This window comes from Albidovulum denitrificans (genome assembly GCF_002973535.1).
Taxonomy (GTDB): Bacteria; Pseudomonadota; Alphaproteobacteria; order Rhodobacterales; family Rhodobacteraceae; genus Albidovulum; species Albidovulum denitrificans.
Genome location: NZ_PVEP01000011.1, coordinates 90906 through 113087, shown reverse-complemented (window position 1 = coordinate 113087; position 22182 = coordinate 90906). Strand labels below are relative to the sequence as shown.

Here is a 22182-nt window from a genome sequence, read left to right as displayed (position 1 = left end):
TTTTTCCGCCACTGTAGCGGATCGCCCGGCCCGCGCAAAGCGCTGCCGGGGACCGCGTCGCCGGGTGGCAATTCCGCGCCCGTGGACTTGGCCCGCCTTGCGACGTATCTCTGAGGTCATGCTGCGCATCACCGATGACATCGCGATTGCCGACTGGGAGCTGACGGAAAGCTTCATGCGCGCCTCGGGGCCGGGGGGGCAGAATGTCAACAAGGTGTCCACCGCCGTCGAATTGCGGTTCGAGGCCGACCGGTCCCCCCACCTCACGCCGCCGGTCAAGGCGCGGCTGAAGCGGATCGCGGGGCGGAAATGGACCAATGACGGGGCTATCGTCATTCAGGTGGAAGACACCCGCAGCCAGACCCGCAACCGCGAGATCGCGCGCGACCGGCTGGTTGAGATGATCCGCGCAGCCCTCGTCACGCCCAAGAAACGCCGCCCGACGCGGCCGACGCTTGGCAGCCAGAAGCGCCGTCTGGCGGCGAAGACGATCCGGGGCGAAGTGAAGGCCCTGCGCGGAAAGATCGGGCGCGACACGGAGTAGCCCGTAAGCAATCGCGTATTTTACGGCAGATCGTTGCCGGTGCGAACTTTTTCGTTTGGTTTCTCTCGCGCGCCATGGCATCGACGCATCCACGGTCGGGCAAAGGCCCGCCGGGGACGAAGACGCAAACCGGGCAGAGCGCAGAATGCTGAAGAAAGCCTTTCTCGTTGTCACCGGCAACGCCTTCGGCTCTGCCCTGCTGCTGCTGCGCAACCTTATCGTCGCGCGGCTGGTCAGCCCGCATGATTACGGTATCGCCTCCACCTTCGCGATCGTGATGTCGGTGGTCGAGATGCTGTCCTATGTCGGCCTCAACCAGCTTATGGTGGTCGACAAGGATGGCGACGACCCGCATTTCCAGCGCGCGATGCAGGGGTTTCAGGTCATGCGCGGCATGACGTCAAGCGTGATCCTGTTCCTGATCGCGCAGCCCTATGCCGATTTTCTGGGCATCTCCGAAGTGGCCTGGGCCTATCAGGTCATCGCGGTCATTCCGCTGATGAACGGATTGCAGCATTTCGACATGCACCGGCTGAAGCGGCACATGGTCTTTCGCCCCTTCGTCGCGACACAGTCGATCCCGCCGCTGATCTCGGTCCTGTTGCTCTGGCCCATCGCGCTGATCTATGGCGATTACCGGATCATGCTGGTTTCGCTTCTGATCCAGACGGCAAGCATGGTGATCCTGTCGCATGTGATGGCCGAACGCCCCTATCGGCTCAGCTTCGATTTCGGGCTGATGAGACGGGCCACGATGTTCGGCTGGCCGCTTCTCCTGAACGGGATCCTGCTCTTTGGCGTCTTCAACGGCGAACGGCTGATCGTCGGGCGGGAGCTGGGGATGAGCCAGCTGGCCGTCTTTTCCATGGCGATCACGCTGACGCTGACGCCGACGCTGGTCCTTGGCAACGCGGCGCAGTCGCTGTTCCTGCCGAAACTGTCGGCCCTGCGTGACGATGACAGCAGCTTCAACTGGTTCGGCACCGCCGCCGTGGAAGGCGGGATCGCGATCGGGTTTCTGCTGCTTCTGGGGACCGTCCTTCTGGGCGGGCCGATCGTGCATATCCTTCTGGGGCCGAAATACGACGCGATGCTGCTGATCCTGATGCCGATGGCGGTGATGCAGGCGGTGCGGGTGGCAAAGACCGGCGCCTCGACTGTGGCCCTGGCCAAGCACAGGTCCGGCAATGCGGCCATCGCCAACATGTTCCGGGTGCTGTCGCTGCCGATCTCATGGCTCGCCGTGGTCCAGACCGGATCGGTCTACACGGTTCTGGCCATCGCGACGGTGGCCGAGGTTCTGGGCTATCTGGTGTCGCTTTCCCTCGCTTCGAAACGCGCGGGGCTAAGGCTGCGGCCGCTGCTGATGCCGTCGATCCTGTTCGGGATCGCCTGCGCCGGGGCGCTGATCGACGCCGCGATCCTGCTGCCGCAGCCCGGCTTCCTTGACAACCTGCACTGGACGCGCTGGATCGTCGCCGCGATCATCCTTGCGGGGCTGTGGCAGATGTCGGCGCTCAGGGGCTATGTGCTGCGGCGGCTGCGCGGGCGCGTCTGACGCATGTTGCGCGAAAAGCGGGAACCGGTTTTCGCGCTTCCCGAACATGCGGCATCAAAGGGTTGGCGCGTATCGCGTGACTGCGAAGGAACGCGACAGGCCCTAACGCATCCGCACGACCTTGGCCGGAACGCCGACCGCGATGGCGCCTGCCGGGACGTCCTTCGTCACCACCGACCCGGCCCCGATCACCGCCCCGTCGCCGATGGTGATGCCCGCCGTCAGGATGACCCGCGCGCCGATCCAGCAATCCTGCCCGATCACGATGTCGCGTTCGACCATCTCCTGATCGGTGATCCGCTTGTCCGGGGCAAGGCCGTAATCGGCGGCCGTGGCAAAGACCTCTGGCCCGAAGGTGCTGCGCTCGCCCACGCGGATCCAGCTTGTCGTCTTGCCCGCCCAAAGCGAACAGCGCGCGCCCACCTGAACCTGATCGCCAAGCGAGATCCGTTCGGCATGGGCGAAAGAGACGTTCGGCGCGATCCTGACATCGCGGCCAAGCGTCAGGTGCCGACGCTGGGAGACATGGGTATAACCGTAGTAATGCATCAGCCGGAAGGGGTGCAGCAACACCGCCGGGTCGAGCATGGAGCGGACGGCACGTTTCAGCCGACTGACCGGGCTTCGGTGTTGGATGGCCATGGTTTTCCCCCGTATCGCTCGGCGCGGCCCGATTTCTGCATGGCGGCGCAATCGCCAAATTGCTACCACGTTCGGGGGATAGAGCAAACGGAACGAAGAAGCCGGATTTTCAGCCTATGACATCTGTGACCTGCCCGATTGGCGTCGTTGTCGTCGCCTTCAATGCCAGCGACGTGATCGTGGGCTGTATCGAAAGCCTGCTGGCGCAGTCGGCGGGCAGGCCGAAGATCGTCGTCGTCGACAATGCCTCGACCGATGACACGGTGCCGGTGATCCGCAAATGGGCGGCGAAAAACCCGGATGTCGTCTTGCGCGAATTCGCCTCGGGCGAGCGGCCCGCGCTGGATGAGGCGGGCGATGTGGCGCTGTTGCATTCCACGGCGAATACGGGCTTTGCGGGCGGGGTGAACCTTGGCCTCGCGCTGCTGGCCGGGATGCCGGAGATCGGCCATTTCTGGGTGCTGAACCCCGATGCCTTTGCCGACGCGGGCGCGACGGGCGCGATCATGGCGGCGGCGGCGGTGACGCCGGGCTATGGGCTGATGGGCGGGCGGGTCTGCTATGCCGACCCGAAAACCCGCATCCAGATCGACGGCGGAACCATCAACCGCTGGACCGGGGTCAGCAGCAACGTCAACCTTGGCCGCGACGCCGACAAGACGGCGCTGCCCGGTGCCGATCAGCTCGACTTCATCACCGGGGCAAGCATGGTCGCCTCGCGCCGGTTCTATGAAAGCGTCGGCCCGATGCGGGAGGATTATTTCCTTTATTATGAGGAAGCAGACTGGGCCATGCGGCGGGGCGCGCTGCCGCTGGTCGTGGCGCCGGGGCTGGTGGTCTATCACCACGCCGGTACGGCCATCGGCTCGCCCACGCTGGACCGGATGGCCTCGCCGTTTTCGTTCTGGTTCAAGTATCGCGGGCGAACCCTGTTCATCCGCCGCTTCAACCCCGTCGCGCTGCCGGTGACGCTGGCCTATTCCGGCGCCAAGGCGGTGCAGATCCTGCTGAAGGGCGCGCGGCCGCAGGCCGTTGCGCTGGTGCGCGGCGCGCTTTGCCTGCCGCCCCCGAAAGAGGTGCGCGACCGGCTGTCGCCCGACGCGCAGAAGATCGCCTTTGGCCGGTCGTCGGAGTAGCGCCGCGCTGTGCGCGCTGATGCTGCTGGCCACCCCGGCGGGGGCGTTGGAGCTGCGGCTCCTGCAAAACCTTGACTGGGCCGTGGAAGGCACTGATTTCGGTGGGTTTTCCGGCCTTGCCGTGACCGATGAAGGACGCGCCTTCTGGGCCGTCAGTGACCATGGCACGCTATGGCGGGTAAGCGTTGCGCGCGACGAAGCGGGCCGGATCGTGAATGCGGTGCCAGACTGGCACGCGCGGTTTCTCGACAACAAGGGACAGCCGGTTGCGGGGTTCACCAGCGACGCGGAATCGCTTGCCATGGGGCCGGAGGGCGGGCTTTTCGTGGGATATGAAAGCTATTCACGCATCACCGCGGTCAAGCCGCCCGACATGACGCCGATCCCGCTTCACGCCTGGGATCGCTTCAAGGGCGACTGGGGTAACGAAGGCTTCGAAGGGCTGGCGCGGCTACCCGACGGAACGCTTCTGGCGGTGATCGAGGCGCCCGACGACAAGGCCGGGGGGTATCGCACCTATCGCGGCACCAGGGGCGATTGGCAGGACGGGCCGATCCTGCGCTCGGACGGGGATTTCGGCGCCTCGGATGCGACGGTGGACGATCAGGGGCGGCTCTGGCTGCTGGAGCGGCGGGTGACCTGGCTGGGCAAGATGCAGGTCCGTATCTCCACCTGCCCCCTGGCCGCCACGGGCGTGGTGGACTGCACCGCGATCCTGACAACGGAACCGGGGACGTTGGGGAATATGGAGGGCATGTCGCTTTGGCGCGATCCGAAAGGGCGCCAGATCATGACCCTGATCTCGGACGATAATTTCAGCGCCTTCGGCCAGACGACCCTCGTCGAATACGAAGTCCTGCCCTGAGGTCGATTGTCCACGCATCGGCGCCTGATCGCCGACCCGCCGGGATTTTCATTTTGCCAATAGGGGGCCGCTCGGCTAAAACTCCGGCGGAATTGAGGTGGGGCGTTCAGGGCATTCCGGGGGGCGGGCCACAGGTCCGGCACAGCACAAGAAACGGAACGAGCGCGAGGTCCAGGGTGAAGATCGCAGTATTTGGTATGGGCCGGGGCCTCACCCCGGCGGACCGTCCGGCGCGCGGCGGCCTGATGACCTGCCGGGATCACGCGTGATGACGGCCATGGACCCGCTGAACACCACCCCCGCCACCCTCGCCGGACGTAACCGCAAGGTGCTGATCGTGGTGGAAAACCTGCCCGTGCCGCTGGACCGGCGCGTCTGGCTTGAGGCGACGACACTGACCGCGCATGGCTATGAGGTCAGCGTGATCTGCCCGACGGGGCGCGGCTGGGACAAGCTTTACGAAGTCATAGACGACATCCACATCTACCGCTACCCGGCCCCGGCCGAGGCGCATTCCGGCGCCGTCGCCTATGCGCGCGAATATCTCGGCTCTCTCTGGCACTGGTTCCGGCTGGCCCCGCGTGTGCGCCGGGAACGCGGCTTTGATATCATCCATGGCTGCAACCCGCCCGACCTGATCTTCCTTCTGGGGCTCTGGTATCGCTGGCGCGGCGTGCGCTATCTTTTCGACCATCACGACGTCTGCCCGGAGCTGTTCGAGGCGAAGTTCGACAAGCGCGGCCTGCTTTACAAGATCATGCTGATCTGGGAGCGGATGACCTTCGCCTCTGCCGCCGTCTCCATCGCCACGAATGAGAGCTTTCGCCAGATCGCGATTGACCGTGGCCGTATGGCGCCCGAGGACGTCTTTGTCGTCCGCTCTGCCCCCAAGATCGAGAAGTTCGAGATCCGCCCAGCGGACCCTGCGGTCCGCAAGGGGGCAGGCACGGTCATGGGCTATGTCGGCGTCATCGGCCAGCAAGAGGGGATGGACCTTCTGGTCGCGGCGGCCGAACACCTGATCCAGGCGCTGGGCCACCGGGACGTGCATTTCGTGATCGTCGGCTTCGGGCCAGAGCTTCCGACCGTTCAGGCGGACGTGGACCGCCGGGGGCTGTCGGACTGGTTCACCTTCACCGGGCCGCTTTACGGTGAGGATCTGCTGCGCGCGCTCAATTCCTGCGACATCGGCGTCAGCCCGGACCCGAAGAACGCGATGAACGACATTTCGACCATGAACAAGGTCATGGAATACATGACGCTTGAAAAGCCGGTCGTGCAGTTCGACCTGAAAGAGGGCCGCGCCTCGGCCGACGATGCCTCGGTCTATGCGCGGGCGAACGACCCGGTCGATTTCGCCGAAAAGATCGCGGGTCTTATCGACGCCCCCGAAAAGCGGGCCGAGATGGGGCGGGTCGGGCGCGAACGTGTCCTGTCCGCGCTCAGCTGGGCGCATTCGGTGCCGAACCTGCTGGCGGCCTATGACCGGGCCTTCGGCAAGATCGGCAAATAATGCGTTCCGGGTTTGGGTTGAGGCAGTAACTATCGGAATTCGAACGAAATAAGTTCGAATTCTGATGCGGTGTAAACCCGAAAAGCTGTGGTCAGGCCTGGCGCGGGGGGACCAGCGCCACAAAGGCGATCCCGACCAGCGCGCCGCCAAGATGGGCCTGCCAGGCCAGCCCGCCCGCCATCGCCCACCAGAGGACGAGGTTCAGCAGGACCAGCGCGCCCGCAGATTTCAGCACCGGGATGACGCTTTGCCCCCGGATGCGCAATTGTCGCGCGCTCAGCATCAGGAACGCCCCTGCAAGGCCGAAGATCGCGCCCGAGGCGCCGACCATCGGCACGTTGTCGGCGGGCGAAAGCAGGCCATAGGCCAGCCCGCCGCCGATTTGCGACAGGCCATAGAGGATCAGCATCGCGCCCCCGCCATAGCGCTGCGCGAGGATGGAGCCGAAGACGATCAGCGTCACCATGTTCAGCGCCAGATGCGACAGCCCGCCATGGAGGAAACCGTAGGTCGCGAACATCGCGAATGCCTGGCCGGGATAGGTCGGAACCCAGTCGCGCAGAAGGCCCGACCAGAAGCCGCCGTATTCGTAGGCCGCCATCCGCCAGGACGGATCGCCCCAAAGCCGGAGGTCGGCGCCGGTCAGCAAAAGCTCGGGCAGGGTCGAGGCGATCACCAGCGCCCAGATGACGGCAGGCACGCGCAGGCGAGGGGGCGTTCCGGGCGGCATCGGGTCAGAAGGGGACGAAGCGGGGCAGGGTGGACAGGCTTTCGCGCATGAAGGCGATCAGCCGCGCCTCTGCCTGCATTTCCGTTTCATCCGGGCCGATGGGGGTGACATAGCGCACCAGCGCGCCGTCGGTCCGGCCGGACACGAGGCTGTCCTTCAAGACACTCATCTTCGCGCTGAAGTCGTTCGATTCCCGTTTGCCGCGCCCTTCGAACCAGTAGATGACCAACTGCTTGGTCAGCCCCTTCTGGATCACCGCGCGGTTGGCGCGGAACGTGCCATAGCCCTCGGCCGTCAGGTCAAGCGGCATTTCCTGAAGGCTGAACACCTCCCACCCGCCGGTCGGCAGGCAGACCTCGGGCGAGTGGATGCCCTGGCCCTCGGTCTGCTTGTTGTACCAGGCGACAAAGAAGCTGACCGGCTGGGCCACGTCGGGGTTCTGATAGATCGCGTTCAGGTAATCGTCGGCGGCCAGCACCTTCTCGATGTCTGGGTCAAGCTGTTCGGTATAGCTTTGCCAGTTGTCGATCACGCGCGGGTAAAGCGCCAGCGGGTCGCGATCCGGCGCGGCGATCTGCGGGGCGGGCAGGGTCTGCCAGGCCAGCGAGGTTGCGGCGGTCAGCAGCACCGCGCCCAGAAGGCCTGCCGAGGGCTGAATACCGAAGACGCGGGCGAAGATGCCGCCAAGGCCGTTGAAATCGAGGTCGATCGCCTCGGACAGCGACAGGGGCGTGGGCGCGATGCGCTGCAAGCCCATCGCCATCAGAAAGAGGATGCCGACGCAGATCAGGAAAATTACCCAGCCCTCGAAGAAATGCAGGAACCCCTCGGCCTGCTCGATCCCGTAACGGTCGACGAGGATGCCGATCACCCCGATGCGGACAGAGTTCATCAGCACCGTCAGCGGCGCGGCCGACAGGAGAAGCACGATCTTGTGCCAGAACGGCCCGCGATAGAGGATCGCGAAGAGGTAGGAAAAGCTGAGGATCGGGAAGAGGTAGCGCAGGCCGGAACAGGCCTCGGCCACCTGAAGCTTGTAGACGCCAAGGTCGATTACGTTGCCTTCCAGATAGACCGCCACACCGGCAAGGCTGACCAGCCAGACGCCGATTTCTGAGGACACCGTCTGAAGGAAGATCGTCAGCTTCCAGTAAAGGATCTGCGGCAGCGGCAGCATGAAGACCAGATGCACCACCGGCAGCATGTGGTGGCGCCCGCGATCCCAGCCGAAGACGGTCAGGACAACGCCGCCGACCCAGATGATGAAGGCATAGGTGACGATGTCCGGCACCCGCATCATGTTGCCAAGCGCGGCAAGGCCCAGCCCCGCGGCCAGGACCACCAGCCCCGGCCAGCGCGCCCGCGCCGGGCCGGGCGGCGGCATCCGCCGCAATTCGCGCAGGAAGAGGTAAAGCGAGATCAGCGGGATCAGCGGCCCGTGGCTGTATTCCGCCGTCGACCAGGCGCTGAGAAGCGAGGCGAAGCCAAGCCAGAAGATCGGCAGCGAGGCCACCAGAAGCGCCACGAAAAGGCCAAAGCCCACCGGACGCACCCCGGCCGAAAGCGAGGCGGCGCTGTCATTCGGGGTAGGGCTATGGGTCATCTGATATAAAATCCGGCCTGGTTAAACACGCAGGAACCTACTGTATACGCTGGCAAAGATCGACAGGCTTCCGCTGCGGGCCAATGAACTTTGCGTCAGGACGCGGCCACCGTTGCGCAGCCGCGCGCGGAACCCGGTCCGCGCGCGTCATTGCGTCAGGGACGGAAACTGAAATTCCGGTCCAGCGTCAGGAAGACCGCGTTCGATTGCGCCGTGCCGCCGTTGTCGGACCGATGGCGAAGCTGCAAGCCGCCCGTCATGTTCCAGTCCTGCGTCAGCATCCGGGAGTAACCGGCGCTGAGCGTGGTGCGTTCGGTCGTGTTATAGGCAAAGCCGGAATCGGCCGCCTCGGCCCGGCCCCAGTCCAGCGCGAGGTTGAGGGCGGAATCGGTGTTGATCGCATAGTTGTAGGCAACGCCGATGCGCGTGTTCAGCACGTCGGTGCTGGTCCCCGTCGCCGTGTTGGCGCCGTTGCTCGTCACGCTGCGCTGGGCGGTGATGGTGATGTCGCTCGACCGCATGACGCGGTTATAGGCCACGCTGCCCGACAACCGGTCGCTGCCGCCCGGCGTATGGGTCACCCCAACCGTGCCGGAGAAAGTGCCGGAGGGCAGTTGCAGCGTGCGCCCGAAGCTGAGGATGGAGCGGGTGCCGTTCTGGTTCACTGTCGAGGTGAAGTTGCCGAAGATCGTCCCGTTCGGCAGCGTCTTGGTCAGCTGGAAGGCCGAGGTCGCGCCATTGCGGGTGGTCCGGCCGCCGATCGTGTCGGTCGTGATGTCGGTAAAGCCGATCTGCGCGTCCAGCAGCAGGACCGGGTTGATGTCCATCGTCGCGCCGATGGCGTAATCCTCGGTCCGGCGGCTGGTGCTGACCGGGTCCTGCGCGTCGAAATCGGTCAGTCCGACCGATCCGCGCACCGTCATCACCGGCGATACCTTCATCGTCACCGTCGCATTCGCGGTGTCGGTCACCCGGTCGTAAAGCGTATTCGGGTCGATCGCGGTGGCGAAAGTGTCGTAATCCGTCTCGGCCCGCTTCAGCGCAAGCTGGAAGCCAAGGGGCGCGTTGAGGCCCGTCTGGTAGGTCAGCCCGTAATCCTTCCAGGTCACCGTGCCGCCGCCGCCCAGAAGCGTCCCCAGCGCCTGTTCTTCCTGCTCGACCTTGAAGGGGTTCAGGAACTCACGGTCGGCATGGCGATAGCGGCCATCCAGCGTGAAGCGGCTGTTGACGCCGTCGCGGGTATAACGAAGCCGGACCTGCGGATCTTCGAAGCCCGACACGCTGCGCCCCGGAATGGAGGCATTGCGCAGCACGGTCGACCCCGTGATCGACAGGTCGCTCAGCGGGGTGATGCTGGACAGGTTGAAGTCCAGCGTGTTGTCCCAGATCGTCGTCGTGCCGGAACTGGAATTGCTAAGCCGGAAGTTGTCGTCGAAGGTCAGCTTGCTCGACAGACCGAAGTCGATCTGAAGCCCGCCGGTATTGTTCAGCCCGCTGGGCGAGGGCGTAAGCCCCCCCCCCGCCGTCTGCGCGGCACCCGCCGTCGCCATGCCCGGCGTTGCGGCCGTCGTCGTCGTTGCCGTCGTCGGCTGCGCCCCTGCCACCGTGCCGACGCCCCCCTGCTGCTGAGGGAGGGCGCTTGTTGGCAAGAGTGTTGTCAGGGCCGCGATTACCGCGATTTTCTTACTGCTCGTCCCCACCACGCGATTTGCCCTTTATTCGAAGAGTTTGCGCTCCGGTGCCACGATGACATCGCCGTCACGAAGCATGATCACGGGCGCCTGCGCCCCGCCTTGTACGGCTTTGAAGTTGTAGTTGTACACCGTTTCCGTGCCGGTTTTCTTGTTCGGGCGGCGCAATTGGATGCGCTTGGTCGCGGCGAAGCGGGTCAGGCCGCCGGTTTCGGCCAGGAATTGCAGCAGCGTCGTGCCGGACTGGATGTCAAGCCGACCCTGGGTGTTGAATTCCCCCATCGCGTAGACCGAGACGGTGCCGTAAGGCTTGTAGTTCTGCGCGGCGGTCTGGGCGGCGGCGTTGTTCACGGCACTGGTGATCGGGTTCAACTGGCCGACCGAAAGGTAGACCGTCGGCGCCGAGGCGAAGTTCGGCGCCAGGGCCGAGGAGATCGCACCGCGCATCGTGCTGACGCTGCGGCCCGAGGCCTTGAGCGAGCCGACCAGCGGCAGGCTGACGGTGCCGTCCGGCAGGACGAGAAGGCTGCGGTTCAGGCTCGGGTCCTCAAGCACTTCCATTTGCAGGACGTCGCCCGGCTGGATGGAATAGCCCTGCGCCCAGGCGGAGGGGGCAAGGAAGATGGCCACGAGAAAGGCAATGAGGGTCCGGAACATTATGTCACCCTGAGTTTCGAATCGAACCCACACTAAGCCCGATTGTTGATCTTTCAAATTGTTAACTCGTAATCTTCACGCGTTTGCCGGGGGCCGGAACGGTTCGTTGTCCAAGGGCAACACCCCCCGGCGTCAGTTTCCGACCGTCGTACCACCCGCTTCAAGGGCCTGAACGTCCTTTTCGGCATCCGCCGCGTAGCCGGGTTTCTCCGCCCCTTGCGGGAAAAGACCCTCCATCCGGCGATACTGGGCCAGCGCGTCGCTCTTGCGGTCGAGGGCGAGGTAGGTCTTGGCCAGGTGGAACTGCACCGACGGGTCGTCGGGCATGCCCGCGGCGGCCTTTTCAAGCTCGCTCACCGCTTCCTTGTAGTTGCCGCGCAGATAGGCGATCCAGCCATAGGTGTCCTGGAAGGCCGGAACCGTGCTGCCGCGCAGACGGCGGGCGATGATCTCGGCCCGGTTCAGGCTGTCCTCACCCGCGCCATGAACCGATAGCAGGCTGGCGAGGTTGTTGGCGATGATCGGATTGCCGGTGTTTTCCTTGTAAAGCGCCTCATAAACGCTGATGGCGCCTGCATAATCCCCGGTCCGCTCAAGAATGCCCGCCTGCGCCCATTTCAGCTCGGGTGCGTCCGGTGCGGCCTTCTGCGCCTCGGCGATCAGGGTGCGGGTCTCCTCGGTCCGCTTCGGGTCGCTGGCGACGATGCGCACCAGCGCAAGCCAGGCCTGGTTGCGCGAAGGGTCCGCCTCGACCAGCTTGCGCATGATCGTTTCGGCGGCGGCCGTGTTCCCGGCCAGAAGCTGGACCGAGCCGTTGATGAACTCGATTTCCGGGTTGTCGGGCGCCTCATGGCTCAGCTGGTTGGCATAGGCCAGCGCCCGGTCGATCTGGTTGTTGCTGACATAGGTCCGCAGGATCGCGATCTTGGTCCCCAGATCGCCCTTGCCGCTGTCGACTAGCCCCTGAAGATAGCCGACTGCCTCTTCGCTGTTCTTCTGGCCGTTCAGGACGGCGGCCTGAAGCCCGACGGCCGCGTTACGCGCGGCGGGCTGGGAACTGGCGGCAAGCTGATTGGCGACGGCGCTGGCGCGCGGCCAGTCCTGCATCGCGACATAGACCTGGCCCAGCGGCATCAGGATATGGGCGTTGCCGGGTGTCAGGCGCAGCGCGTCGATCAACACGCTTTCGGCCTGCACAAGCTTGTTCTCGGACGCAAGGAACTGCGCATAGCGCAGCGATTCGTCCGGCGCGCGGTTCGAGGCGTTGACGGCCAGTGACAGCATCTCGCGCATCAGGTCGCGGTTGCCGTCACGCTCATAGGCGCGTGCCATCAGCGTCATCAGGGCCGGGTCGTTCGGGCTGTCGTCCAGCGCGCGGCGCAGGACCGCGATGGCATCGCCCACCTTGTCGTCGCGGATGTCCCAGCCCGCCTGAAGCTTCATCGCCTCGACATAGCCGGAATCCTCGGCCAGCACCTCATCGACCAGCTTGCGCGCCTCATCGTCCTGATCCGAGGCGCTGAGCATCCGGGCCAGCCCGATCTTGATCCGCCGGGTGTCGTCGGGGCTGCCGTCTTCCTTCAGGACCGCGCGCATGTCGGCGATCGCCTCATCGTGGCGGCCGAGGTCGAAAAGGAACCCGGCGCGCGCGGAGGTGAAGATGGGCGAGGTGGCGCCGCTGGCGATCACCTTGTCAAGCTCGGCCACGGCGGCGTCGGTGCCGCGATGTTCGGCGAGGAACCGCACAAGGTCGAAGACATGGGTGACATCGGGCGCGGTCAGATCGACGCGCGCGCGCAGATGCGCCTCGGCCTTGTCCAGCTCATCGCGGGACACATACCAGCGCACGAGGGTCGCGCTCATCTCCGGCGCCTCGGGGAAGCGCTGGACCATGTCGATCAGCCCGTCCTCCACCGCCTGCTCGTCACCAAGCGCGGAAAGGACGGTCAGGCGCTGCGCGTTCAACTGCCGGTCCTTAGGCTCAATCGCGATGGCTTCGTCGATCTCGGTCAGGGCGGCGTTGAAATCCTGCGCGCGCAGGCGATCATCGACGATGACCCGGCGCAGCAGGACATTGTCGGGGTTGGCCGCGCGCAGCGCCTTGATGCGGTTCATCGCGTCGACAATACCGGCGCTGTCCGCCTCGGTCGTGGCCTTGCCGTAATCCGCCGCCGCCTTCAGGGCGAGGATCTGCGGGTCCTGCGGCGCAAGCTCCGCCGCCGGGGTCGCGTACCGCTCCGCCACCTCCCAGTCGCCATTGGCGACCGCCATCTCCGACAGGGCGCGCAGCGCGTCGAGGTCCTTGGGGTCCTGTTCGGCCAGCCGCAGGTATTGCGAAAACGCCTCGCGCAGCTTGCCCCGGTTGCGCTCGATCTCGGCATAGGCGCGCCGCGCTTCCTTGTGTTCGCCGTCCAGCTTGAAGACGTTGCGGAATTCGACGATCGCGCGCTCCACATCGCCCTGTTCCAGATAGGCCATGCCCGACTGATAGAACTTCTCCGCCCGCTCCTTTGAGGATTCGCAGGACGACAGGGCCATCACGCCGATGGCCAGGAAGGCGGGAACAAGTACTTTGCGGAGCGTCATCAAATCCTCTTACGCGCCTCGTGGGCGGCCCATACGCCAGAACCGGGGCGCCAATATGGCAGGTCCGTCAATTATTGGGGAGTCTTTGCCCGAACTGGGGGCATGGGGTCAATTCAATAGCCCGTGCCCTTCAGGACGACACGCACCGTCGACCACAAAAGCCACATGTCCATGCGGAAGGTCAGCTTCTCGTCATACGCGCTGTCATACTCGGCACGCTTGGAAAAGGCGCTTTCGTTGCGGTCGGACACCTGCCAGATGCCGGTGATGCCGGGACGGAGCGAGTAATAGGCCAGGCCATGATAAAGCGGCCGCTGGCTGGGCATCATCGGGCGCGGCCCGACAAGGGACATATCGCCCGTCAGCACGTTCCAGAGCTGCGGCAGTTCATCAAGCGAGGTCTTGCGCAGGAAACGCCCGATCCGGGTGATGCGCGGATCGGACTTCAGCTTTTGCGTGCTGTTCCATTCCAGCCGCGCCTCGGCGTTGCGGGACAGGTAATCCTCAAGCATCTTGTCGGCATCGGGAACCATGGTCCTGAGCTTCAGCATGCGGAAATTCCGCCCCCGCCGCCCGACACGTTCGTTCCAGTAGAAGGGGTTGGAGCCATCGGCGGCCACCAGAAGCGCAAGCAGAAGGATCAGCGGCCCGACGACGAGGCTGGCCGAAAGCACGGCGGCGACGTCGAAAAGGCGCTTTACATAATTTCGGTAGAGACCAGACCGAGCCGCGATATTCACCAGACCTACCGGAGCGCTAGACATCTCAAACTCGTCTGACAGTTCATTCAACTGAAGCGTCATACGTCCACTCCGCCCGTGCAACCATTCACCCCCACCGCGGCATGACTGCGACCGTTCCGCTGGCCCGTCACGATTCTGCGCCGTGGCAATTTCACTATGTGTGTACTAGCATTTTTCGCATCTTGGCGAAAACACGAAAACGGGACCGGCCCCCCTGTCGGCGGTGTTCCAGGCGCCTAACCGGCTGATTCCCGCCATTTATGGCTATTTTGTGGCGAAGGCCCGCAAACCGGGCGTTTCGCGCTCGGAAACAGATATATTGACCTTCGGGGCTTTGTGCGGATTTTGCCGCAGCGCAGCGTGTCCGGCGGGGCGATTCGCAACCTTGAGGCGGTTCATTCTGGCGCAGGCCTTGCCCGTGCCATTAAGTTGTCGAAGTTCTCGGGCAGTAACGGCGTGAACTCCGGCCCGGATTGGGCTATGCAGTCTTGCATGTAAGACGAATATTCTTACCTGCATTCGACGGATGGATTGGTGAATGAATAAGGTCGTGGAGACCGGAGCAGAAGATACGAGTGTCGGCTTTTACATGGATTTCTTCGGGTTCCGCGAGCGTCCCTTCACGCTCGTCCCCGATCCCGATTTCCTGTTCTGGTCGGCGCAGCACCGGCGTGCCTATTCCGTTCTGGAATTCGGCATCCTGTCGCGCGCGCCCATCACTCTGGTCACCGGCGGGGTCGGTTGCGGCAAGACGACGCTTTTGCGGGAATTGCTGCGCCAGTTCGGGTCAAAGGTCACCGTCGGGCTGATCTCCAACGCCCAGGGCGGGCGGGGGGAACTGATCCAGTGGGTGCTGAACGCGCTCGACGTGTCCTTCGACCCCAATGCCAGCTATGTCCACCTGTTCCAGCAGTTGCAGGACTACCTGATCGAGGAATACGCCTCGGGCCGCCGCGTGGTGCTGATCTTCGACGAGGCGCAGAACCTGTCGCAGGAAAGCCTGGAAGAGCTGCGGATGCTGACCAACATCAACTCCGGCAAGGATGAGGTCATCCAGCTGGTGCTGGTCGGGCAACCGGAACTGCGCGAACTTGTCCTCGACCCCTCGCTGCGCCAGCTTGCGCAGCGGATCGCGGCCAGCTTCCACCTTCTGCCGCTGGATGAGAAATCGGTGGGCGAACTGATCGCGCACCGCCTGCGCGCCGCCGGTGGCACGGGCGAAGAGATCACGCCCGAGGCCGCGCGCATGATCCACAAGCACACCCACGGCGTGCCGCGCCTGGTCAATCAACTGTCCGACATGTCGCTGCTCTATGCTTGGAGCATGGACCATCATCATGTAGACGAACATGTCGTACAATCCGTTCTGGACGATGGCGTGTTTTTCGCCGCCCAGATCGCGGCCGAGGAAGAGAAGCGGAAATGAACCTGGACCTGTCCTTCTACTTTGCCGTCTTCCTGCGGCGCATCCACTACTTCATTCTCGTCTTCGCGCTGGTGACGGCGGCGGCCATCGCCGCGGCCTTCCTGCTGCCCGCGGTCTATACCGCGCGCTCGACGCTGGTCATCGAAAGCCCGCAAATCCCCGGCGCGCTGCTGCCGCCGACGGTTCAGGCCGCGGCGATGGAGCAGTTGCAGATCGCCGAAAAGGATCTGATGCGGCGGGTCAACCTTCTCGACATCGCCAACAAGCTCAATGTCTTCCGCGACATGAACAAGATGACGCCGGATCAGATCGTCCAGGCGATGAGCGACGCGACGACGATCAACAAGAGCGCGGGCAAGGGCCAGGCCGCCTTCATGACCATCACCTTCGATGGCGAAACCGGCCCCAAGGCGGCGGCGGTCGTCAACGAATATGTGACCATCGTCCTGACCCAGGACGCAGAGCGTCGCAAGACGGGTGCATCCGAAACCGTGGCCACCTTCCAGTCAGACGTGAAGAACCTTGACGGCCAGTTGAGCGACATGAGCGCGAAGATCCTGAAATTCCAGGAGGAAAACAAGGATGCGCTGCCCAACACGCTGACCTATCGCCTTGGTCAGCAGCAGATCCTACAGGACCGGCTGGCGCAGACCGAACGCGACATCGCGCTTCTGAAGGACCAGAAGGACCGGATGATCGCGCTCTTCAACGCGACGGGCCAGATCACCGGCGTGGCGGCGGCGCAGACGCCCGAGGCCAAGCAACTGGACCAGCTGCGCCAGCAGATGAACGCCTCGCTGGCCGTGCTGTCGCCCTCGAACCCGAAGATCAAGCAGCTTCAGGCGCAGATCGACCAGCTTGAAAAGGTCGTGCAGGCGCAGCAGGTCCCGGCCGATGTCTCGGGCGCAGTGATGTCGCCGATCGACGTGCAGATCGCCTCCATGGACGCGCAGATGGAGGCGCTGGAAGAACAGCGCAAGCAGCTGATCGAACAACTCGATATCCTCAAGGATTCGATCGACCGCACGCCCGCGAACCAGATCGCGCTGGACGCGATGACGCGCGACCTTGGCAATATCCAGGGCCAGTACAACAATGCCGTGGCAAAGCTGGCCGCCGCCCGCAGCAGCGAGGTGGTCGAGGCGCAGGCCAAGGGCGAGCGGCTGACCGTGATCGAGGCGGCAAGCGCCCCGGACAGCCCGACAAAGCCCAACCGGATGATGGTTGCGGCGGCCGGTGTCGGCGGCGGCGCGGCGCTTGGCATCGCGCTGATCGTGCTTCTGGAACTGCTCAACCGCTCGGTGCGTCGGCCGAAGGACCTTATCAAGAGCTTTGGCATCACGCCCTTGGTGACGGTCCCCTATATCCGCACCCCGAATGAGACGATGAAACGGCGCAGCGGCTTTGTCGTGCTTCTGCTTCTGGCCGTGGTCGGCATTCCGGCGGTGATCTACGCGGTGCATGTCTATGTCGCGCCGCTTGACTACATCTTTGCAAAAGTGGCTGACAAGCTCGGGATCAGGCTTTGATGCGCCCCGTGCTTCGCGGACAGCGGAAGGTTTAACGGTATGGAAAAGCTTGAAGCGGCGCTTGCGAAGGCGCGGGAGATGCGGAAGTCCGCGGTCGGCGGGGGCGATGTCGTCCGCAGCCGGACCGTGGCGGCCGCGGCCCCGGTGGCCACGACGGGCTGGGAAGACCTGCCTGAGGTGACGATCTCGCCCGAAATGGCGATGCGCAACCGGATCACGGCCCTGCAGGGCGGCAAGAATGCCGCGCCCTATGACATGCTGCGCTCGCGCACCATCCGCATGATGAAGGACAAGGGGTGGACCCGCCTTGCCGTGACCTCGCCCGAGGCCGGCTGCGGCAAGTCCACCGTGGCGCTGAACCTCGCGGTCAGCCTGGGGCGGCAGAAGGACCTGAAGGTCATGCTCTTGGACCTCGACCTGCGGCGCCCGTCGCTGCACCGGACGCTGGGCCATACGCCCGAGAAATCGCTGCACGACTATCTGGCCGGAGAGGCGGAGTTCGAGCAGACGGCCGTCAGGATCGGGGCGAACTGCCTCGTCTCGCTGAACGCGACCTACAGCCACCGCCCGGCGGAGCTTCTGCAAAGCCAGGCCGCCCGCGACGCGCTGGACGCGGCCGAGCGGCGCTACAAGCCGGACCTGATCCTGTTCGACATGTCGCCGATGCTGGCCAGCGACGACAACCTCGGCTTCCTCGGCAATGTCGATTGCGCGATCCTCGTCGCGGCGGCGGAAACCACCACGCTGCCCAATATCGACATCTGCGAAAAGGAAATCGCCCAGTTGACCAACGTGCTGGGCGTGGTGCTGAACAAGTGCCGCTATTCGGATGACACGATCGGCTACGATTACGGCATGTACGAATAAGCGGGGCGCGGGCGATCCGCCTGTCGCCCCGTCTTTCGCTGTTCAACGACCTGCAAACGAAAAGGCCGGGCAACTTGCCCGGCCTTTCTTGTTCTGTCAGGTCCGATCAGGCCGTCTTGCGCCGACGGCGCAGGGCGGCGAGGCCACCGAGACCGCCAAGCAGCATCAGACCGGCGGCCGGAACCGGGACCGGCGCAAGGCCGATGCCAGCAAGCGCGCCATCGGCGAAGCCGATATTGTCGTTGGTGCTCATGATCGTGAAGAAGATGTCGCTGACCAGGATCGGCGCGAAGGTCGACGCGGCGAAGCCCGGACGGCTGTTGCCGAAGACGTCGGTCGCGTAGGTCGACACGATCGGGAAACCGCCGTTGATCGAGGCCATCGCAACTTCCTGCGAGGACCCGTCACGTGCAACGAAAAGGTCGAGGAAGTAAAGCGCATCGACCAGCACCGGAGCGCTGAAGGAAACGCGGATCCACTCCTGCTCGCCATTGGCGAAGGTGGTCACCTCGTCGTCGTAGCTGCCGACACCGTAACCGTCGGTGTCAAGCGCGAGGCCCGCCGCGTTGGTGCCGGCATTTGCCGTCCCGTCGAAAGCCTGGGAGTTGTTCAGCGGTCCGCTGGCCGTCATGGTCCAGCTGACGCTGCCACCGAAGATGGTGCCCGTCGTCCCGGTATTCGCGTTCGTAAAGTCGATGATGTAAGCGTTCGCAGCAGCGGACCCAAGCCCGATCACCGCGCCCGTAACAGCACCGGCCACCCATTTCATGTTAAACATAGCCACCCCTTGTAGAAAAATAGCAAGCTCCGTCTCCACATGGTTTTACCACATTTCGCCGGGGAAGGAACATCTGTCGGCCACATTTCGACCATTTTTCGTTCGAGTTCGCCACATTTCAACCATAGCGTGTTCTCTAAATGGTTCCATGGGCTTATCCGCCGCTTTCGGGGGCGTTCGTCGCCGATCTGGCAACATTGATTGGTCGCGATGCGGCTACGATCCGCGAACTTTGACTCAATCGTTTCCGTGTCGGCAAAAGCACCCCCGGAAGACAGAAGGCGATTGCGGCAACGGATCAAACTTGTCAGACCGTTCCGCAAGAAATTGTCCTTACCTTTGGCGCCAGATATGACCTTCGACCACGTCGTCATCATCCCGCACTTCAATGATTCGAAGCGGTTGCAGCGCTGCCTGCGCGCGCTGTCGAAGGGCGACACCGACAACACCGAGATATTGGTGGTCGACAACGCCTCGACCCAGCCGCTTGATGCGGTCCGGGCCGCATTCCCCTCCGTCCGCTTCGTGGAGGAGCCGCTGGCGGGTGCCGCCAATGCCCGAAATCGCGGGGTTCTGGAAAGCGCGGCGCCGAACCTCTTCTTCCTCGACGCCGACTGCATCCCCTCGCCGGACTGGCTGCGGGTTGCCAGGGCCACGGTCGGGCGGGCGGACATCGTCGGCGGCGCGATCGACGTCTTCGACGAAACCCCGCCGCCGCGCAGCGGGGCGGAGGCGTTCGAGACGGTCTTCGCCTTCAACTATCGCGACTATATAGAGCGCAAGGGCTTTTCCGTCACCGCCAATCTCCTGACGACGCGGGCGGTGTTCGAGGCGGTCGGCCCGTTCCGGCCCGGCCTGTCGGAAGACGCCGAATGGTGCTTTCGCGCGCGCGACAAGGGGTTCGGGCTGGTTCTGGAAGAAGCGCTGCGGGTGGCGCATCCGACGCGGTCGGACTGGCCCGCCCTGATGCGCAAATGGCGCCGCATCACGCGCGAGATGTTCGGCCTGCACATGGCGTCGCATCCGGGCCTGGGCGGGCGGCTGCGCTGGTTCCTGCGCGCGGTCGCGGTCGCGGGCAGCGGCCTTGCGCATATACCGAAGGTGCTGGCGCATCCACGGCTTGCGGGGCCGGGGGAGCGGCTGCGGGGCGTTGGGACGCTTCTGCGCTTTCGGCTGGTGCGCGCGGGCTGGATGATCGGGCAGGTCTTCGGCCGCGACGTGACCTGACGAAAAACCCCGCCGGTGACCGGCGGGGTTTGTTGGTTCGGTCTGGGCGTGCCCTCAGAAGCTTTCGTAAGCCCCGGCGTCAGGCGCCTTGCCCTTCGGACGGGCGGCGCCCACCAGGTCGTCCTGCGGCGCATAGGCGGCAGCGCCCTTGTCGATCGCCGAAGACCCGGACTTGAGCGTGTAGTCCTGATTGCCCGGCGCGGTGAAGTCATTGAAGATGCTGCCGGGGATGACGTTGTTCAGAACCGTATGCCCAAGGCTCGGGTTGGGCTTCACCCGGATGTCCATCGCCAGGTTGTTGGCGACATCGACATTCTTGGAAGGCGTCCCGTTCTTGTGCGGCGACAGCATGATCCAGGGATAATTGGTCTTCTGGCCGGTGATGTTGACGACGGTGTTGTTCACGATCTTGCTGTTCAGCGCGCCGTTGATCGTGATGCCATGATACCTGGAGGTAGCGACGACGTTGTTGCGAACGATGACGCCATCGAACATCCCGTCGAACATGCTGATGCCCTGAAGCTGGCAGCGCAGCGGGCTGACCTGGGGGGAGACCCATTCGAAGATCTTGTTGTCCTCGATCGTCAGGTTGCGCACCGTGCCGGTCCCCGGCCTGCCGTCGGAGCCGCGCGACCAGGATTGGAAACCGTCGAGGTGCGAAGCCGAGGTCTGGGCGCAGTTCTGCACCTTGTTGCGGCGCACGATGGAGTTATTGCCAAGCGCGCGCAGGCCGTCGCCGCTGAACCCGTCGACGATATTGCTGTCGGCGTAGGAACCGGTGCCGGTGATCTGGACGCCGTTGAAGATGCCGGTCGCACGGTTGCCGATCACGGACTGGCGGGCGCCGTCGATCAGGAAGGCGTCACGCTTGTTGTTGTTCCAGTCCGTGACGGTCCAGCCGACATAGTTCGCGGCATTCGCGACCGAGCGGACGTCGAGGTCCTGGAAGACCAGATCGCTGGAATCCGCCATGGATCTGACAAGCGGGCTGGGCCCCGGCTGCGCGGCGGTCGGCCAGACCTTCAGGCCCTGAAAGATGATCTTGCTGGAGCTGCGCACCGAGATGCCATCGACATGGGCGACCTGGCCCGGCATCGCCGCGAACAGGACTGGCGAGGTGAACTTCATCCCCTTGACCACCAGCGGCCCGTGATAGCCGTCGAGGAAAAAGACCCGGTCGCCGCCGGTCAGCTTGTTGGACAGCGCGAGGGCGTCAAAGCTTCTGTAGGTCTGGCTGGCGCTGATGGTCGGCGCGGGGCCGGAGACGCTGATCTGGGTCGGGGGAACGACCGTGTTGCCGGTGGCGCCGCCGGTAGAGGTCGACGTGCCGCCGGAGGTGTCGGTCGTGCCGCCGGAGCTGTCCGTCGTACCGCCAGTCGCCCCGCCTTCGGTCGTCCCGCCCTCGGTTGTGGAACCGCCCTCAGCCGTGGAACCGCCTTCGGTCGTCCCGCCACCCTCGGTCGTGGTCCCGCCCGAGGTTTCGGTCGTGCCGCCCGAGGTGGGCTCGCCCCCGAAACCCGGCTCGCCGCCGGTGGTGGTTTCCCCGCCGGTCGTGGTCTCGCCGCCGGTGCTGAACGGCTCGTCCGAGGTCCCGGCCGAGGTTTCGCCTTCCTTGCGGGCGCGCGTCCACTTGGCCTTGGCCGGGCTGACCGCAATGGCAGAGCGGGTGCGAAGCGACTCTTCCTCGGCCTTCGGCTTTTCGGTCGTGGCCTGAAGCGAGATCGCGTTCAGCGCCGAACCCGTGACAGGTCCGGGGGTCTGCGCCTGAATGAAATAGTCGGCTGCGGCTGCAGGCGTAACCAGGACAGTCAGGCCCATGCCTGCCACCAGCAGGGGAGGGACGATTTTCATGGTATATTCCTTTGGTCGGTGAGTGTGTCCTGGGTCCGAACAATGCGGTTCAACATGGCAAAGATTGGGCATAAATGCAGTCCCCATGTGTTCGCTGGGGGCCTTTCGTTCAGAAATTTACCTACAATTCAAATCCAATCGGCATGTTCCCGCCGAGATGGAGGACGACAGCGTTTTCGCGAAAGAAACAAACTCAACCGTACGGTGGCTAAATAATGCCTTGATCCCCTTTGGCG

18 protein-coding genes are annotated in these 22182 nt (G+C 64.4%); 9 read left to right on the top strand and 9 right to left on the bottom strand.

All coding sequences use genetic code 11. The features are described 5' to 3' along the window. Window positions 1-118 precede the first annotated feature (118 nt). A complete protein-coding gene (gene arfB / locus LX70_RS18350; RefSeq protein WP_105516245.1) occupies window positions 119-544 on the top strand; it encodes an alternative ribosome rescue aminoacyl-tRNA hydrolase ArfB in 426 nt (141 codons plus the stop codon). Between the two features lie 145 nt (window positions 545-689). Beyond that, window positions 690-2102 carry an oligosaccharide flippase family protein gene (locus LX70_RS18345; protein ID WP_105516244.1) on the top strand — a complete coding sequence of 471 codons (1413 nt, stop codon included), beginning with the start codon at window positions 690-692 and terminating at the stop codon, window positions 2100-2102. Window positions 2103-2204: 102 nt separating this feature from the next. Here the strand turns inward: LX70_RS18345 and LX70_RS21080 are convergent, their stop codons facing one another. Then, on the bottom strand, window positions 2205-2744 hold the full coding sequence (locus LX70_RS21080) for an acyltransferase (RefSeq protein WP_105516243.1): 540 nt from the start codon (window positions 2742-2744) through the stop codon (window positions 2205-2207). 116 nt (window positions 2745-2860) lie between these two features. Here LX70_RS21080 and LX70_RS18335 point away from each other — a divergent pair, with 116 nt between their 5' ends. From LX70_RS18335 to LX70_RS18325, 3 genes are all read left to right on the top strand, one after another. Further along, window positions 2861-3880 (top strand): glycosyltransferase family 2 protein, encoded by a 1020-nt coding sequence (locus tag LX70_RS18335; protein ID WP_105516242.1) that lies wholly within the window; start codon window positions 2861-2863, stop codon window positions 3878-3880. A gap of 19 nt (window positions 3881-3899) precedes the next feature. Beyond that, window positions 3900-4745: an esterase-like activity of phytase family protein gene (locus LX70_RS18330; protein WP_105516241.1), complete on the top strand. Its 846-nt coding sequence runs from the start codon at window positions 3900-3902 to the stop codon at window positions 4743-4745. A gap of 268 nt (window positions 4746-5013) precedes the next feature. Next, entirely contained in the window at window positions 5014-6258 is a 1245-nt protein-coding gene (locus LX70_RS18325) for a glycosyltransferase family 4 protein (RefSeq protein WP_245885132.1), read from the top strand. A 91-nt stretch (window positions 6259-6349) separates the two neighbouring features. On the opposite strand, the gene LX70_RS18320 is transcribed toward LX70_RS18325, so the two are convergent. The 6 genes from LX70_RS18320 to LX70_RS18295 form a co-directional block, all read right to left on the bottom strand. After that, window positions 6350-6958, bottom strand: coding sequence for a rhomboid family intramembrane serine protease (locus LX70_RS18320; RefSeq protein WP_170076251.1), 609 nt, complete (start codon window positions 6956-6958; stop codon window positions 6350-6352). Between the two features lie 34 nt (window positions 6959-6992). Then, the gene (gene xrtD, locus LX70_RS18315) at window positions 6993-8591 is read right to left on the bottom strand and encodes a VPLPA-CTERM-specific exosortase XrtD (protein ID WP_105516239.1); all 1599 of its coding nucleotides are present in this window, start codon (window positions 8589-8591) and stop codon (window positions 6993-6995) included. Window positions 8592-8746: 155 nt separating this feature from the next. Beyond that, window positions 8747-10195: a TonB-dependent receptor gene (locus LX70_RS18310; RefSeq protein WP_146111653.1), complete on the bottom strand. Its 1449-nt coding sequence runs from the start codon at window positions 10193-10195 to the stop codon at window positions 8747-8749. 111 nt (window positions 10196-10306) lie between these two features. Further along, window positions 10307-10939: a polysaccharide biosynthesis/export family protein gene (locus LX70_RS18305; protein WP_105516237.1), complete on the bottom strand. Its 633-nt coding sequence runs from the start codon at window positions 10937-10939 to the stop codon at window positions 10307-10309. A 132-nt stretch (window positions 10940-11071) separates the two neighbouring features. Beyond that, window positions 11072-13525, bottom strand: coding sequence for a tetratricopeptide repeat protein (locus LX70_RS18300; RefSeq protein ID WP_105516236.1), 2454 nt, complete (start codon window positions 13523-13525; stop codon window positions 11072-11074). 113 nt (window positions 13526-13638) lie between these two features. Beyond that, window positions 13639-14289: a sugar transferase gene (locus LX70_RS18295; protein WP_245885131.1), complete on the bottom strand. Its 651-nt coding sequence runs from the start codon at window positions 14287-14289 to the stop codon at window positions 13639-13641. 517 nt (window positions 14290-14806) lie between these two features. On the opposite strand from LX70_RS18295, the gene LX70_RS18290 reads away from it, so the two are divergent. From LX70_RS18290 to LX70_RS18280, 3 genes are read left to right on the top strand one after another with little or no spacing between them, the layout of a single operon-like run. After that, the gene (locus LX70_RS18290) at window positions 14807-15694 is read left to right on the top strand and encodes an ExeA family protein (protein WP_105516234.1); all 888 of its coding nucleotides are present in this window, start codon (window positions 14807-14809) and stop codon (window positions 15692-15694) included. Next, the gene (locus tag LX70_RS18285) at window positions 15691-17223 is read left to right on the top strand and encodes a GumC family protein (RefSeq protein WP_105516233.1); all 1533 of its coding nucleotides are present in this window, start codon (window positions 15691-15693) and stop codon (window positions 17221-17223) included. The genes LX70_RS18290 and LX70_RS18285 overlap by 4 nt, the downstream gene beginning before the upstream one ends. A 39-nt stretch (window positions 17224-17262) precedes the next feature. Further along, window positions 17263-18090, top strand: a complete 828-nt coding sequence (locus LX70_RS18280) for a CpsD/CapB family tyrosine-protein kinase (RefSeq protein ID WP_105516232.1) — start codon at window positions 17263-17265, stop codon at window positions 18088-18090. A gap of 106 nt (window positions 18091-18196) precedes the next feature. On the opposite strand, the gene LX70_RS18275 is transcribed toward LX70_RS18280, so the two are convergent. Then, entirely contained in the window at window positions 18197-18868 is a 672-nt protein-coding gene (locus LX70_RS18275; protein ID WP_245885130.1) for a VPLPA-CTERM sorting domain-containing protein, read from the bottom strand. 351 nt (window positions 18869-19219) lie between these two features. Between LX70_RS18275 and LX70_RS18270 the strand changes: the two genes are divergently transcribed. After that, window positions 19220-20095, top strand: coding sequence for a glycosyltransferase family 2 protein (locus LX70_RS18270; protein ID WP_105516231.1), 876 nt, complete (start codon window positions 19220-19222; stop codon window positions 20093-20095). Window positions 20096-20149: 54 nt separating this feature from the next. On the opposite strand, the gene LX70_RS21075 is transcribed toward LX70_RS18270, so the two are convergent. Beyond that, window positions 20150-21946 (bottom strand): right-handed parallel beta-helix repeat-containing protein, encoded by a 1797-nt coding sequence (locus LX70_RS21075; protein ID WP_146111652.1) that lies wholly within the window; start codon window positions 21944-21946, stop codon window positions 20150-20152. Window positions 21947-22182 lie beyond the last annotated feature (236 nt).

Excerpts from the sequence above, each read along its gene's own strand:
- arfB (WP_105516245.1), top strand. The coding sequence starts at position 119 with ATGCTGCGCATCACCGATGACATCGCGATTGCCGACTGGGAGCTGACG.
- LX70_RS18345 (WP_105516244.1), top strand. The coding sequence starts at position 690 with ATGCTGAAGAAAGCCTTTCTCGTTGTCACCGGCAACGCCTTCGGCTCT.
- LX70_RS21080 (WP_105516243.1), bottom strand. The coding sequence starts at position 2,744 with ATGGCCATCCAACACCGAAGCCCGGTCAGTCGGCTGAAACGTGCCGTC.
- LX70_RS18335 (WP_105516242.1), top strand. The coding sequence starts at position 2,861 with ATGACATCTGTGACCTGCCCGATTGGCGTCGTTGTCGTCGCCTTCAAT.
- LX70_RS18330 (WP_105516241.1), top strand. The coding sequence starts at position 3,900 with ATGCTGCTGGCCACCCCGGCGGGGGCGTTGGAGCTGCGGCTCCTGCAA.
- LX70_RS18325 (WP_245885132.1), top strand. The coding sequence starts at position 5,014 with ATGACGGCCATGGACCCGCTGAACACCACCCCCGCCACCCTCGCCGGA.
- xrtD (WP_105516239.1), bottom strand. The coding sequence starts at position 8,591 with ATGACCCATAGCCCTACCCCGAATGACAGCGCCGCCTCGCTTTCGGCC.
- LX70_RS18305 (WP_105516237.1), bottom strand. The coding sequence starts at position 10,939 with ATGTTCCGGACCCTCATTGCCTTTCTCGTGGCCATCTTCCTTGCCCCC.
- LX70_RS18300 (WP_105516236.1), bottom strand. The coding sequence starts at position 13,525 with ATGACGCTCCGCAAAGTACTTGTTCCCGCCTTCCTGGCCATCGGCGTG.
- LX70_RS18295 (WP_245885131.1), bottom strand. The coding sequence starts at position 14,289 with ATGTCTAGCGCTCCGGTAGGTCTGGTGAATATCGCGGCTCGGTCTGGT.
- LX70_RS18290 (WP_105516234.1), top strand. The coding sequence starts at position 14,807 with ATGAATAAGGTCGTGGAGACCGGAGCAGAAGATACGAGTGTCGGCTTT.
- LX70_RS18285 (WP_105516233.1), top strand. The coding sequence starts at position 15,691 with ATGAACCTGGACCTGTCCTTCTACTTTGCCGTCTTCCTGCGGCGCATC.
- LX70_RS18280 (WP_105516232.1), top strand. The coding sequence starts at position 17,263 with ATGGAAAAGCTTGAAGCGGCGCTTGCGAAGGCGCGGGAGATGCGGAAG.
- LX70_RS18275 (WP_245885130.1), bottom strand. The coding sequence starts at position 18,868 with ATGTTTAACATGAAATGGGTGGCCGGTGCTGTTACGGGCGCGGTGATC.
- LX70_RS18270 (WP_105516231.1), top strand. The coding sequence starts at position 19,220 with ATGACCTTCGACCACGTCGTCATCATCCCGCACTTCAATGATTCGAAG.
- LX70_RS21075 (WP_146111652.1), bottom strand. The coding sequence starts at position 21,946 with ATGAAAATCGTCCCTCCCCTGCTGGTGGCAGGCATGGGCCTGACTGTC.